Genomic DNA, 14,207 nt, shown 5'->3' on the forward strand with positions numbered 1-14,207 from the left:
CGGGCAAGCCGATTATCAGGCCTGCCATGACGCAGGAATTCACCATTCTCCGCCTTGGTCATCAGGGTGACGGCATCGCCGACGGGCCGATCTATGCCCCGCGCACCCTTCCGGGTGAGGGGGTCTCAGGTGTTCCATCCGGGACCACGCTGGAGGATATCCGGGTTCTCACCCCGTCTGATGACCGTGTGAAAGCGCCATGCCGTCACTACAAAGCGTGCGGCGGCTGTCAGTTGCAGCACGCCTCGGATGATTTTGTGGCGGATTGGAAGGTCGACATTGTGCGCAACGCGCTTGCCTCGCAGGGGATTTCGACCAACATGCGCGCAATCCATACCTCGCCCCCAAAGTCGCGCCGGCGTGCGACGATTGCGGTGCGGCGGACAAAAAGGGGCACGTTAGCTGGGTTTTACGGGCGCGCGTCGGGCACGATAACCGAGATAACCGACTGTCAGTTGCTTGATCCAGACCTAACAGCTGCGATTCCGGTAGCTGAAGCTTTGGCGATGATTGGCGGCAGCCGTAAAGGTGTTTTGGCGGTGACGATGACACTGTCCGAGGGTGGTCTCGATATATCGGTCACAGGTGGCAAACCTTTGGATGGCCCATTGGAACTGGCGCTGGCCCAGGCAACTGAAAAGCACGGATTGGCTCGGCTCAGCTGGGATGGTGAAGTGATTGCCATGCGTCACGCGCCATCGCAGCGCTTTGGTGCGGCCAGTGTCGTGCCGCCTCCGGGCGCGTTTCTGCAAGCCACAAAAGATGGAGAACAGGCTCTGTTACAGGCGGTTATGCAGGCAACCGACGGGGCCAAACGCATAATCGACCTGTTTGCAGGAAGCGGAACATTTTCTCTGCCCTTGGCCCGACATGCCGAAGTGCACGCGGTTGAGGGCGAAACAGCGATGGTGCAAGCGCTGGACCAGGGATGGCGCAAGGCGCAGGGCTTGAAACGCGTAACGACCGAGGCGCGTGACCTGTTCCGCCGACCGCTGATGCCGGATGAGTTGAAATCCTTTGATGCGGTTGTCCTCGATCCGCCACGCGCCGGTGCCGAAGCGCAGATTGCCGAATTGGCACAGGCCGCGTGTCCAATTATCGCTTATGTGTCCTGCAACCCTGTGACATTCGCTCGCGATGCGAAAACATTGGTTGAGGCCGGTTACACCCTTGAATGGGTGCAAGTGGTGGACCAATTTCGATGGTCGTCACATACCGAACTTGCCGCGCGCTTTACCTTGAACCCAAAACCCTGACTGGAGATCCTCAATGGCGCCCGAACGCCTGCTAAGCTTGATCGAATCCCCGAATTTTGGGCGCTTTATCACCGCAGTCATCATCTTCAACGCAGTTCTGCTTGGAATGGAAACGTCGCCGACCCTGATGGAGGTGGCGGGGCCCTTGATTGTGACACTGGACAAGATCTGCCTTGCGATCTTTGTTGCCGAGATTGCCATGAAACTGATTGCAACCGGGCGCAGGTTTTTTACCAGCGGATGGAACATTTTCGATTTCATAATCGTCAGCATCGCCTTGGTCCCAAGCGCGGGTGGCCTTTCGGTTCTGCGCGCGCTGCGAATCCTGCGGGTTTTGCGCGTCATCTCGGTGGCACCCCGATTGCGGCGCGTGGTCGAGGGGTTCATCTCGGCGTTACCCGGGATGGCCAGCGTCTTTTTGTTGATGGCGATCTTGTTCTATATCGGTGCCGTCATCTCAACAAAGCTGTTCTCGGAAACCTTTCCCGATTGGTTCGGAGATCTTGGGCTTTCGGCCTATACGCTGTTCCAGATCATGACACTGGAAAGCTGGTCCATGGGAATCGTGCGGCCGGTTATGGCTGTTTACCCCTATGCATGGCTGTTCTTTGTGCCGTTCATCATGGTGACAACCTTTGCCGTGGTGAACCTGCTGGTGGGTCTGATCGTGAATTCGATGCAAGACGCCCACCATGCCGAGGATGAGGTAAAGACGGATGCGTATCGCGACGAAGTATTGGAACGGCTGGAAAGTATCGAACAGCGCCTGAAGACCCAGGCTGACATCAAAAAGTGATTTCGAATTTGGCGTTTTCTGGCATAATACTGAAAAAAAAATCGAGTAGTAGGCAGTGATCATGGATCGTCGAGCATTTGGATTGGGTGCAATGGCAACGCTGAGTTTGTCAGCCTGTGCCTCTGCCAGCCCAAAATTTTTGTCATATAACGGGCCCGAAGTGACATCGCTTGTGGTGAACAAGGGTGCGCGCAAGCTGTATCTGTTGCACAACCAACAGATTCTTCGTGAATATGATGTGGACCTGGGTTTCGCGCCCAGTGGTACCAAAACCAAAAAGGGTGACGGTCGGACACCGGAAGGTACCTATTTGATCGACCGCCGAAATCCGCGTAGCCGGTATCATCTTTCTGTGGGGATTTCGTACCCCAATTCCGAGGATATCGCACAGGCCAAGGCCGCGGGTGTTGATCCCGGCGGTGATATCTTCATCCACGGTCAGCCAAACCTGCGGTCCGAGCTTAGGCGTGCGAAAAAGACGCCGGATTGGACCGCCGGATGCATCGCCGTTACCAATGAAGAGATCGAAGAGATCTATGCCATGGTGACCGAAGGGACGATCATCACGCTGCGACCCTAAAGCGGTTTCCAGTCTGAAAACCCAAACATCTGATAGTCGCGCTGGTAGGCTTCGACCGCCAGCGTTTCTAGCTGGGCGTTATAAATCTGCGACAATGCGAACGGGCTGTCGGCTGGCGCGTGTTCGGGTTCAGGTGGTGTAGCATGACCCAATTGCCGGGCAAGGTCGGGCAGGACGGTTTTCATCTCATCCTCGCGCAGGATCATGTCAGGCAACGTAAACGCGGCAATGCCCTGCAGCGTCTGCGCCTGGCTGCACCATAACCCGTCGACCCGAATTGGTGTTTGTCCTGCCAACACGTTGCGCATGATGCGCAAGAACGCCGAAAACGCCTCGCGGTGCTGTTCAACCGAGTAGTTTTCCGGAGTAACAGTGCCGGGAAGAGGCAGCTTGTAGCGATTGCGCAGCATATTGCGGATCGCGACATAGGCGTCCGGCCCCGTATTCACAATCCGAGTGCAAAACACCGCATGGGCACGTGCCAACGGATGACGCAGTACAGTGAACTTGCGATGGCCCGGATGGGTTTTCATCCAAGTCCGCACCTGTTTCTGACCCCGTTCTGTCAGAAGCGCACCTGTTTCGGCACCGTCCAAATTGGCCAGCCAATTCGCAACCTCGGCCTCTGGCCCGCCGCGCACGGGTAAATACATCAACGCGGATTTGGGTGCTGCCACGTATCGAGGGACAGACGGGCCCCGACGCGGTTCAAAATTTGGAACCTGGTACAGGTTGAAGCGATCCAGCTTTGCGACGGCCTGTTCCATTGCGTCTGGGTTGGTCACTTTGTCCAAAGCAGATGTCGGATTCTGCCGTTTTAGATGCTGCTGCGAAGAGTCGAGCCGCGCGGATACCCCGAGCCACTTTGCCAGCCCGTTAAGAACCTCAACATCGTTGAGATCGTCATACCCGATGTAAAAGGGCGTTTGCCCGGTTCTCTGCAAATGGTTCAGCACGGTTAGTTGAAAGCTTTGCCGCTGCTCCATCTCTTCAAAGAACTCATCGGCGTCAAATTCAATCTGGGCCTCCCGACGCTGTTTGATGTTCACCAGCTTCCACTGTTTGGTCGCTACGGCGATTTTCCACGACACGTAACTGTCCAACGGGTTGCGTGTCAGAACGATCTTTGCGCAGCGCGGATCATCCAGGGCCGGTGTCAGCACGCGGGTGTCATGTGTGCTGAAAAAGCGAAACCCGTTGAGCGCTCCGGGAGTCGATTTGATCGTTTCCAGAAAAGCCAGCGGATCACGATCGCGTTCCTCAAGGGTAAAGCCCAGAAGATGATCCAGTTTGGGCAGCCCAATGAAATAGGGGTTGAACGCCTCACCATGACAGGTGACACCGTCCAACGCGTTCAGGTTGGATTCCAGCTGGTTCGATCCGGTGCGCATGTCCGCCAATACGATGAAATAGTCGAACGCGTCCGTCATACCGGGCTACTGTACAAGATAGGGTTTTGTGTAGGTTTTGGATCTGGATCCAAAGATGTCGTCTTCGGGGAAATCGCCAACCAGATACGGGTGCATGCCCTGATTTTTCAAATTTTTCATGAACTTACCAAACCCTGTCAGTTCGACCATTTTTGGCGCTTCGGCAAGGTGGTTCGGTTGGGTTATTCCGATCTCCTCTACCACGACCTGCAAGTACTCCATCGGAGATTCAACGAACTCCGCCAGCGACCAGATCCGGATCCTTGAACCGCTGCGCGCTGTTGCCAAAGCCTGTAGCTGTTTGCTTTCGATCTGCTGTAATCGCGCAGATCGAGCGCGGATATCCGCAAAATTCAAGTTTGATCGAAACAATGGCAATGCCCATGCGCCGGAAATTACCGATATCTGAGCGTTTTTGTCCTGTGCCAGAAAACTGCAGATCTTTTGCGTATCAAATGGGCCAAACTGAAAACACTGTCGTTCGCCGCGCGTGTTCCAGATGAGGTTCGATAAGAACGCCTCGGGGTTGTAGTCACGTAGATTAGCACAGGAGCTGAGCCCTCCTGTTGTCGTTGCTTCGTTACTTGCAAACTTGGCGCCGGTTGGATCGAACAGATGCCCGTGGACGCAGGCGCTTGTGGTATTTGCCAACCAAGGTTCGAAATCTTCAAACAATTCTGCAAAGCCCTGAAAGACCGAGTATGGAAATGCGGTCAGCGCGCTGCCTTTTCGATGTCGCGGGAAACGACCCTGCATATAAAGCCCCTCGCGGCCTTTGGTGCGCCTGTCGACCGCCTTGGCAAATAGCCGATCAATTTTGCCGGGGTTGGGCTCAGCCGGTTTGATGGCGCTGGCCTGATCGGTCAGAAAGGCCTGATACAGTCGCTCGGCCCGAGGCCAGATCTTACGGGCCACAAAACAATCAGATCGTCGCAGCAATTGCAGGTGATCGTCATAAAACACATGTGGACGCCCCTGATAGTCAAACTTCGAAAGCGTCAGGGATCGGCTTTCGATATGCGTTGAATAAAGCCGTGTCAGGGTCTGAAAATAGCTTTCATCCGGGATCCAAACGCGGCGGAAATAGTTGTCATAGCTTTTGCGCTTTGGGTCTTGCAGGATCGCAGACAGGGTTTGCCGGGTCAGGCACCACCATTGGCTACCCATATGCGGCACCAACCCTTCGGGGATCTTGCGCCGCACACCCAATGAGCGTTGTACCCTGACATAAAAATCGAAGAGTTTGCGCTGCTTGCGCCAGGAAAACGGGAAGCGCAGCGTAAACCGTTCCAGATCCAGCCCACCGATCGTCCAGGTCACGTCCGCAGTCGTCGCGCTTTCGATGAAATCGACGCGGGGGCGTTCAGCCAGATAGTCGATCAACTCGGGGATCGGACGCAGGGGCAAGCAGGCGCCCGATGACAGGAAAACGTGCCGCACATCCGGGAAACTGTCCAACAATTGTTCTGCTGCACTTTGAGAAGCCGCAACAATGCCCCAGCCTCCCCATTCGCAGATATGGCGCTTGGAAAACCGGATCAGAGGATCGTCGGCACAGGCGGTAGCAAAGGCCGAATAGACATCGTTTTGAACTTTGCGGTCCACATGGATCACGACAGGGCAGCCCGAGGCGGTCCAATGCCGCGCGATCTGTTCTGCGCGATCCAGATCCGCATGCACAAGCATGACGACGCCAAGGCTGCTCATGCCCAGTTTCCTTTCGACATCAGCCCCAAAATCTCAAGTTGACGCCAGTTCAGATATTTCTCGGACCAGTCATTCCAGAATACCGGCTGCGCGTCGAGCTGATCAGCATAGGCCTGATATTCACCGGACCCGCGATAATGTTCGCCGCGTGCAACCTCTTCCTTTGTTTTGGCACCCAACGTGTCAATCAGCTTGGCGTGCAACAAAACACCACAGGTTTTTTCACCCTCCGCCTCTTCGTAGACCTGGTTCAACCCGCGAGGCAAAAGCGAGTGGGTTGAACTGACATAGGCATAGCGTCGGTTCCATTTGACCAGCGGGATCTTGTTCAGCGCCGGTGCTTTCTTTGGGGTGTCCTGAAAAAACACACGCGCCCGCGCCCCGCCCTGAATCCAGAGATTGCCGTAAGTGGGGTTCCGCGTGATCATGTAGTTGCCAGAATCGAACCACTGGGCGATCTCAAACGGATCTTGCCCCTCGCGATAGGGTACATCCTCGATCCGGCCTTTTGGGTACATGTCGATCAGCATCGTCCCAAAACTGCGCACACCAGTGCCCTGCAGCCAATCTGTCAGGGCGCGGATCGGGCGGCTGTCGCAGAAGGGATAGACAAAGAACTCATCCGGGTCGACCGTCAGAACCCAATGGCCATGCGCATATTTCCGCAGCAGATAGTTCGACCAATCGATCCCATAGGTGGATTTGCGATAGCTGGCGGTTGTGCTCCAGGTTGAAACGTCAGATTGACTGGTCAAAAACTCGGCGGTTCCGTCTGTGCTGTCATTGTCGACAAACAGAAAGTGATCGACACCCAACCGGCGGTAATAATCCAAAAAATACGGCAGCCGGATTTTTTCGTTCCGCACGACACAGACCAGGAGGATGTCATTGGGGCGGATCGACTTGGTCGCATTGCGGAGGGGTTTGAGTTCACGCCGCTTGCGCACACACCGGATCAAACGGCGCTTGCGCCGCAATCTCATGCGATAGGAGTCCAAAAGGCTCACGCGACTGCCCCACCTTTTCTGAAACGCGAGCATGCCCAATGTTGGATACGGCCTGAAAGTACCCGGGCAATTGCCGTGTTATGCCATTTTTCAAGCCTATGAGGCAACGGGTTTAAAACCGGTTTACGTCCCCGCGGGCAGTGACCAGTCGATTTCGGACATCAGACCAAGGTTTTGCAGCTGCGCGCCGCCTTCAAACCGCGTCGACTGACCGGTCCAAAGATCGGGCGCGTCGCTGATCCCGTCATAGTAGGGGGCAAATTGATCGGGGTCGTGGAAATGCTGCCGTCGCGCCTTTTCGATGCTGGATTTTGCAACGACTTCCGGCAGAAACTTGGTGTGCAGCAACACACCGGAAGCAGCTTTGCCACCGGGCCCATCATAGGCAAAGTTCAAATCGCGCGGCAGGGCGGAATGTGTCGAATTTACATAAGCATAATGACGGTGCCACCGGATCAGCGGGATCTTGTTCAGGGTCGGTGATCGCTCTGGCTTGTCGGTAAAGAAGGCCCGTTCCCGTACACCGCCCTGAACCCACAGATTGCCCAGTGGTTCTTGCCTTTGCGCGCGGTACGGGCCCGCGTCAAACCAGTTCAGAACTTCTGTCGGATTGGTGCCGGGCTCATATCTCTGCTGCCCCAGCGGCCCTTTGGGGTAAAGATCCAACATCAATGTGCCAAAGGCGTTCTGGCCCCGGGACTGTAAAAGCTTTGTCAGATCGGTCAGCGGATGCTTATCGGATCCGGCATAGGTCAGCAACTCGTCCGTATCCACAGTCAGGGCCCAATGGTCCTGCGCAAAACGCATCTGGAGCCAGGTCAGCCAATCGACACCAAACCGCGCCGCGCGATAGCTTGCCGAGGTTTGCCACAAGGATACGTCAGGCTGTTCTATCAGGAATTCTGCGGTGCCATCGTCGCTTTGGTTGTCGACCATCAGGAAATGATCGACCCCCAAGCGCCGGTAGTGGTGCAGAAACCAGGGCAGACGGGTGATTTCGTTGCGCAGGGTGGTAAAGGCCAAAATGGCATCCGGAGCGATCAGACGGGTGCGGTTGGACAGTTTCGTCAGCGCGTGACGACTGCGAAAGGACCGCCAGAGCAAGCGTTTGCGCCGCAGGCGCAGCCGATAAAGCTGCATCCAGCTCGCCGCCGTCACTCGCCCCTCATTTTTCGTAGGATCCGTTTTGATGCCAGCGCCAGGCATCTGCGATCATCGTCTCTAACGTTGACCTTTTGGCGTTCCATCCCAGCTCATCCCTTGCCCGGTCAGAGCCGGATACAAGCCGGGTGCAATCGCCTGCGCGGCGGTTTCCAATAGAATGGGGCACGGCGCGGTTGGTCACCGCCCGCGATTTCTCGATCACCTCCATCACCGAAAACCCCGAACCCGTGCCAAGGTTGAACACGCGAGAGCCCTTGCCGGATTTCAGCCATTCCAGCCCCAACACATGGGCGTCCACCAGATCGCAGACATGCACATAATCCCGGATGCACGTGCCGTCCGGCGTATCATAATCGGTGCCAAATACAGTCAGCGCGTCCCGTTTGCCATCAATCGCATCCAACATCAGCGGGATCAGGTGCGTCTCGGGTCGGTGAAACTCGCCCACCTCGCCGTCGGGGTCGGCGCCGGCCACGTTGAAATAGCGAAAGATCACATGGTTCAGCCCGTGCGAGGCGCCGAAATCGCGCAGAATATCCTCAATCGCGCGCTTCGAGGCACCATAGGCGTTCAACGGATGCTGCGCGCTGTTTTCGTCCAGAACCACATTATCCTGATCGCCATAGGTGGCGCAGGTCGATGAAAACACGAAGTTCAGGCAATCGGCGGCCACAGCGGCTTCGATCAGGGTCAACGAGCCCATGACGTTGTTGGCCCAGTAGCGCCCGGGCTCGGACATCGCCTCGCCTACCTGGCTGAGGGCGGCGAAATGCATCACGGCCTGGGGCTGATATTTGGCAAACACCTCATCCAACCGCGCCCTGTCGCGCAGGTCGCCCTGTTCAAAGGGCCCGAATTTGACCGCATCCTGCCAGCCGGTGCTGAGGTTGTCATAGGTGACGGGCACATAGCCCGCCTGCGCCAGCGCCTTGCATGCGTGCGAGCCGATATAGCCTGCACCACCGGTGACAAGGATATGCGTCATTCCAACCCCATCGTGGCCATCATCTCTTCGATCTTGGCCACGTCTTGCGGGTTGTTCAATTCCCAGAACTGGCGGCCTTTGGCCTCAACTTCGACACACAAGACCTTGCGCCCGTTTTCCATGAATCGCAGCTGTTCCAGCCCTTCCAGGGTTTCCAACGGGCCGGTGGGCCAGCCGGGATAGGCGGCCAATGCATCGGGGCGGTATGCATAGACCCCAACATGGTGGAATACGGGTGTTTCGTCGGTACCCGCATAGGTGTCTGAGGTGAACGGGATCACCTCTTTCGAGAAATAAAGCGCGCTGTGATCGGTGCCGAATACTGCGGTGGTGCCGCCGACGCGCCCGTGCTTGCGGTCATTCAACAGCCCGTTCAACGCGTCTCCGTCACAGCGCAGAACCGGGGTGGCGATTTCCGCCTCGGGCGCGGCATTCAAACCTTTGACCAGATCTTCGATGAACCAATGGGGCGTCAGCGGCGCGTCGCCTTGCAGGTTGACCACAATATCGTATCCGCCACCCAAGGCCACATGGGTCTCGGCGCAGCGTTCGGTGCCGTTGGCGCAGTTTTCGGACGTCATCACAACCTCGGCCCCGAATGCCTCCGAGACCTCGCGAATGCGGTCATCGTCGGTGGCCACTACCACCCGGTCCACGCCCGATACCGAACAGGCGGCGCGCCATGAGCGTTCGATCAGCGTCATCGACACGCCGCTTGCACCGGTCAGTGGCACCAAAGGTTTGCCCGGATACCGGGTCGAGGCATAGCGGGCAGGGATGGCAATCAGGACAGACATCAAGCCTCTTTCAGGTCAACACCCGGAGCGTAGGCAATAAAGAACGGGTTTGCATAGCCGTCCTTGCCATATTTCAGCGGCGTATGGTCGTCAAAGCGCACAACTTGGCCCCCGGCGCCTGCCAAAACGGCATGACCGGCAGCTGTGTCCCACTCCATCGTGCGACCGACGCGGGGATAAAGATCAGCCTCACCCGTCGCCACCAGACAAAATTTCAGGGACGAGCCTGCGCTTTTGCTGTCTTTGACCTGATATTTGTTGATGTAGTCTTCGGTCGCCTGATCGCGGTGCGATTTGGATGCGACGATCATCAGGGAAGAATTGTCCGGTTTAGACACTGATATTGCGGTGACTGGGCCAGGAGCATCTTTGTCCAGAGAACCGGTTTCTTCGACCGCCTGACCATCGGGCTGCGTATAGAACATTCGACCTTTCGCAGGCGCATAAACCACGCCGCGCGTCGGTACACCGTTTTCTACCAGCGCGATATTAACGGTAAAATCACCGCGTCGGTTGATGAACTCTTTGGTACCGTCCAGGGGATCGACGATCAGGAATGTGTCGCCCTTTTCGGAATGCGAGGCAGCCTGTTCTTCGGTGACCAGTAGAATATCAGGGAAGGTAGCGCGTAAGCCGGCCGAGATCAGGGCATCGGCAGCCTCATCCGCCTCGGTCACGGGGCTGGCATCGGATTTGACTTTGACGTCGAAATCATCCGCATCATAAATCTTCATAATTGTGTCGCCAGCTTCCAAAGCCAGACGTCTGATGACAGGAATTAGCGCGTCGTAAGTCACAAATTGCTCCGTTCACGGGGTTTGTTGATCCAAAATCCTGACGGACTTATGATGTCCCGGAAACGGAACAGCAAGAATTTCGTGCCAGATTGTTGGCCAAACAGCAGGATGACCAAAACCCGTGTTCAAGTTTGAGCGAAACCAATCGCTTCTGGGCGGCGCCTTCACCACGATGGAATTGGTGTTTCATGCGATCGTACGAAACATACGGTCTCAGCATTCCAATGCTGTGCTGGCTGTGTTGATGAACATTATGCAGATATTGGTGATCGTGACCGTTTTTTATCTGATCATGTCGCTGCTGGGTACGCGGATCGCAAAAATCCGGGGTGATTTCATTCTTTTTCTGCTCTCGGGCGTCTTTTTGTTCATGACCCATATCAAGGCCGTGGGCTCGGTCGCCGGGCTTGGCACGGCCAACAATCCGCTGACACTGCATTCACCAATGAACTTTTCGGTTGTCCTTATGGCGGCTGCGTTCGGTCAGCTTTACACGCAGGTTGTGTCAATTTTGGTAATATTGCTTGTTTACGTCGTTCTTATTGGGCCGGTGGATATCCAGAACCCAGGCGGCGCGTTCGCAATGCTGATGTTGGCGTGGTTCACCGGATGTGCGGTTGGTGTGGTGTTCTTGGCGCTCTCACCTTGGTTTCCAAGGACAGTCAGTATTCTCACCCAAGTTTATCGCCGTATGAACATGCTGTTCTCGGGCAAGATGTTTGTTGGCAACGCGCTGGGCGGTTTCATGCTGAGCCTGTTCACCTGGAACCCGCTGTTTCATGCCATCGACCAGTGCCGGGGCTTTGTGTTCCGAAACTACTATCCGCGAAATTCCAGCTGGGAATATGCGCTTTGGGTTGGAATTGTGTTGCTGATGATTGGTCTTCTGGCCGAGTTCTATACCCGCCAGCATGTATCCAAAAGCTGGGACGCAAGGCGTTAGGTCGCCACGCGTAGCGTCAGGTTGATGCGCCCGCCCTTGGGCAGCAACCGGGATGAGCCAAAACGGATCCGGTCAATCCCGTGATAGGTCAGCCGCGCAGGCCCTCCCATCACAACGACATCACCAGAACTCAGCCAGATCGACTCGGTCTTTCCGCCGCGCGACGTGTTGCCAATCCGAAATAGTGCATCGTCACCAAGCGAGATCGACAGGACCGGCCAGGAAAAATCGGCCTCATCCTTGTCCTGATGCATACCCATGCGCGTGTTCTCACCATAGTAGTTGATCAGGCAGCAATCCGGTGCGCGTTCGGCCTTGGTGATATCGTACCAAATGTTCAGGATAGCGTCCGGAATAGACGGCCACGTCATGCCCTTGGGGTGATGATCCTGATATCTGTACCCGCTCTTGTCAGACACCCACCCCAATGCGCCTGCCGAGGTCATGCGAACCGACATGTGTTTGCCGGAAGGCGTTGTGGGATGGAACAAAGGCGCGGCCTTAAGAAGCGGGCGCAGCCTCTCGACCAGCGCTGTCTGAGCGTGCGCATCCAGATAGCCCTTTCGGATGTCAAAACCCCGCAACAGCAGCTGAGTCATATTCGGTTTTCCCGATCCTTACCAAAACCTTGACAAAAAAGGGCTCAGAATCCTGAAAACCAGCGATTTACAACGCTTGCAGCCCCCTGTTTGCGCCCTTATATACGCCGAGACGCGCGATGGTGTAGTGCTGTCGCGCACATCAGATCGGGGACAGGATGCCATAATGGGTCCGGCCCTCGGGACATCGCCTTGAAGAGAAAGGGATTGAAAGAATGGGAAAAGTAATCGGGATTGACCTCGGAACCACCAACTCCTGCGTTGCGATCATGGACGGCTCGCAGCCGAAGGTCATCGAAAACGCCGAAGGGGCGCGGACCACGCCCTCGATTGTCGCCTTCACCGAAGATGAGCGACTGGTCGGTCAGCCTGCAAAACGTCAGGCGGTCACCAACCCCGACAACACGATCTTTGGCGTCAAGCGCTTGATCGGTCGTCGTGTGGATGATGCCGAAGTCGAAAAAGACAAGAAGATGGTGCCGTATTCCATCGTTGATGGCGGCAATGGCGACGCGTGGGTAGAAGCCCGCGGCGAAAAGTACTCCCCAAGCCAGATCTCGGCCTTCACTCTGGGCAAGATGAAGGAAACCGCCGAGAGCTATTTGGGTGAGGAAGTCACGCAGGCGGTCATCACCGTTCCGGCCTATTTCAACGACGCACAGCGTCAGGCCACCAAAGACGCCGGTAAAATCGCCGGTCTGGAAGTGCTGCGGATCATCAACGAACCGACAGCGGCTGCTCTGGCCTATGGTCTGGACAAGGAAGAAACCCAAACCATCGCTGTCTATGACCTTGGTGGCGGTACTTTCGATGTGACCATCCTGGAAATCGACGACGGCCTGTTCGAAGTTAAGTCGACCAATGGTGACACCTTCCTGGGCGGTGAAGACTTTGACATGCGCATCGTCAACTATCTGGCGGATGAGTTCAAAAAGGAACACGGCGTTGACCTGAGCCAGGACAAGATGGCCCTGCAGCGTCTGAAAGAAGCCGCTGAAAAAGCCAAGATCGAGCTCAGCTCGACCTCGCAGACCGAAATCAACCAGCCGTTCATCTCGATGGGTTCGAACGGTCAGCCGCTGCACATGGTCATGAAACTGACCCGTGCCAAACTGGAATCGCTGGTCTCGGATCTGATCAAGAAGTCGATGAAACCCTGCCAGGCTGCTCTGAAAGATGCGGGCCTGTCGGCTGGCGACGTGGATGAGGTTGTTCTGGTCGGTGGTATGACCCGGATGCCGAAAGTGATCGAAGAGGTCACCAAATTCTTCGGCAAAGAGCCGCACAAGGGTGTGAACCCGGATGAGGTTGTTGCCATGGGCGCCGCCATTCAGGCCGGTGTTCTGCAAGGTGACGTCAAAGACGTGGTTCTGCTGGACGTGACCCCGCTGTCTCTGGGCATCGAGACACTGGGTGGCGTGTTCACCCGTCTGATCGACCGAAACACCACGATCCCGACCAAAAAGTCTCAGGTCTTCTCGACCGCCGAAGACAACCAGAACGCCGTAACCATCCGGGTGTTCCAGGGTGAGCGGGAAATGGCTGCGGACAACAAGATCCTGGGTCAGTTCAACCTGGAAGAAATCCCGCCCGCACCGCGCGGTATGCCTCAGATCGAGGTGACTTTTGACATCGACGCCAACGGTATTGTCTCGGTTTCGGCCAAAGACAAAGGCACCGGCAAAGAGCAGAAGATCACGATCCAGGCCTCTGGCGGTCTGTCGGATGACGACATCGAAAAGATGGTCAAGGACGCCGAGGAAAATGCCGAGGCAGACAAGGCCCGCAAAGAGCTGGTCGAAGCCAAGAACCAGGCCGAAAGCCTTGTCCACGCGACCGAGAAATCGATCGAGGATCATGGCGACAAGGTCGATCCGTCGACCGTCGAAGCGATCGAACTGGCTGTTGCCGCGCTCAAGGATGAGCTGGAAACAGACAATGCCGACAAGATCAAAGCCGGCATCCAGAACGTGACCGAAGCGGCCATGAAACTGGGTGAAGCGATCTATAAGGCGCAGTCGGAAGAGGCCGAGGACGAACCTGCGGCAGCAGATGCGGCACCGGGCGATGACGATATCGTCGATGCCGAGTTCGAAGATCTGGACGACGACAAGCGTAATTAACGGGTCACCGGGCCAATCGGGGC

13 protein-coding genes are annotated in these 14,207 nt (G+C 56.3%); 5 read left to right on the forward strand and 8 right to left on the reverse strand.

Annotation, left to right across the window (positions count from 1 at the left end):
• Positions 1 to 26 precede the first annotated feature (26 nt).
• The 3 genes from GOV38_RS06055 (at position 27) to GOV38_RS06065 (ending at position 2,632) form a co-directional block, all read left to right on the forward strand.
• Positions 27 to 1,256: a class I SAM-dependent RNA methyltransferase gene (locus GOV38_RS06055; protein WP_171208462.1), complete on the forward strand. Its 1,230-nt coding sequence runs from the start codon at positions 27 to 29 to the stop codon at positions 1,254 to 1,256.
• 13 nt (positions 1,257 to 1,269) lie between these two features.
• Positions 1,270 to 2,052, forward strand: a complete 783-nt coding sequence (locus GOV38_RS06060; protein WP_171208463.1) for an ion transporter — start codon at positions 1,270 to 1,272, stop codon at positions 2,050 to 2,052.
• A gap of 61 nt (positions 2,053 to 2,113) precedes the next feature.
• On the forward strand, positions 2,114 to 2,632 hold the full coding sequence (locus GOV38_RS06065) for a murein L,D-transpeptidase family protein (RefSeq protein ID WP_171097457.1): 519 nt from the start codon (positions 2,114 to 2,116) through the stop codon (positions 2,630 to 2,632).
• Here GOV38_RS06065 and GOV38_RS06070 read toward each other — a convergent pair.
• The 7 genes from GOV38_RS06070 to cysQ all read right to left on the reverse strand — a co-directional run bounded on the left by GOV38_RS06070 (position 2,629) and on the right by cysQ (position 10,519).
• On the reverse strand, positions 2,629 to 4,062 hold the full coding sequence (locus tag GOV38_RS06070; RefSeq protein ID WP_171208465.1) for a sulfotransferase domain-containing protein: 1,434 nt from the start codon (positions 4,060 to 4,062) through the stop codon (positions 2,629 to 2,631). The two genes, GOV38_RS06065 and GOV38_RS06070, sit on opposite strands and share 4 nt — an antisense overlap.
• A gap of 6 nt (positions 4,063 to 4,068) precedes the next feature.
• Complete coding sequence (locus GOV38_RS06075; protein WP_171208466.1) at positions 4,069 to 5,769, reverse strand: beta-1,6-N-acetylglucosaminyltransferase; 1,701 nt, start codon at positions 5,767 to 5,769, stop codon at positions 4,069 to 4,071.
• Positions 5,766 to 6,752 (reverse strand): glycosyltransferase family 2 protein, encoded by a 987-nt coding sequence (locus GOV38_RS06080; RefSeq protein WP_171208741.1) that lies wholly within the window; start codon positions 6,750 to 6,752, stop codon positions 5,766 to 5,768. Before GOV38_RS06080 ends, GOV38_RS06075 begins: the two co-directional genes overlap by 4 nt.
• A 147-nt stretch (positions 6,753 to 6,899) precedes the next feature.
• A complete protein-coding gene (locus GOV38_RS06085; protein WP_171208742.1) occupies positions 6,900 to 7,916 on the reverse strand; it encodes a glycosyltransferase family 2 protein in 1,017 nt (338 codons plus the stop codon).
• A 25-nt stretch (positions 7,917 to 7,941) separates the two neighbouring features.
• On the reverse strand, positions 7,942 to 8,925 hold the full coding sequence (gene galE / locus GOV38_RS06090; protein WP_171208467.1) for a UDP-glucose 4-epimerase GalE: 984 nt from the start codon (positions 8,923 to 8,925) through the stop codon (positions 7,942 to 7,944).
• The gene (locus GOV38_RS06095) at positions 8,922 to 9,722 is read right to left on the reverse strand and encodes a manno-octulosonate cytidylyltransferase (RefSeq protein WP_171208468.1); all 801 of its coding nucleotides are present in this window, start codon (positions 9,720 to 9,722) and stop codon (positions 8,922 to 8,924) included. Before GOV38_RS06095 ends, galE begins: the two co-directional genes overlap by 4 nt.
• On the reverse strand, positions 9,722 to 10,519 hold the full coding sequence (gene cysQ, locus GOV38_RS06100; RefSeq protein WP_171208469.1) for a 3'(2'),5'-bisphosphate nucleotidase CysQ: 798 nt from the start codon (positions 10,517 to 10,519) through the stop codon (positions 9,722 to 9,724). The genes GOV38_RS06095 and cysQ overlap by 1 nt, the downstream gene beginning before the upstream one ends.
• A gap of 121 nt (positions 10,520 to 10,640) precedes the next feature.
• On the opposite strand from cysQ, the gene GOV38_RS06105 reads away from it, so the two are divergent.
• Positions 10,641 to 11,462: an ABC transporter permease gene (locus GOV38_RS06105; RefSeq protein WP_171208470.1), complete on the forward strand. Its 822-nt coding sequence runs from the start codon at positions 10,641 to 10,643 to the stop codon at positions 11,460 to 11,462.
• On the opposite strand, the gene GOV38_RS06110 is transcribed toward GOV38_RS06105, so the two are convergent.
• Positions 11,459 to 12,061: an alpha-ketoglutarate-dependent dioxygenase AlkB gene (locus tag GOV38_RS06110; protein ID WP_171208471.1), complete on the reverse strand. Its 603-nt coding sequence runs from the start codon at positions 12,059 to 12,061 to the stop codon at positions 11,459 to 11,461. The two genes, GOV38_RS06105 and GOV38_RS06110, sit on opposite strands and share 4 nt — an antisense overlap.
• A gap of 215 nt (positions 12,062 to 12,276) precedes the next feature.
• On the opposite strand from GOV38_RS06110, the gene dnaK reads away from it, so the two are divergent.
• A complete protein-coding gene (dnaK, locus tag GOV38_RS06115; protein WP_171097471.1) occupies positions 12,277 to 14,184 on the forward strand; it encodes a molecular chaperone DnaK in 1,908 nt (635 codons plus the stop codon).
• The last annotated feature ends 23 nt before the right edge of the window (positions 14,185 to 14,207 follow it).

The sequence above is a fragment of the Ruegeria sp. HKCCA5839 genome (assembly GCF_013035585.1).
GTDB lineage: Bacteria > Pseudomonadota > Alphaproteobacteria > Rhodobacterales > Rhodobacteraceae > Ruegeria.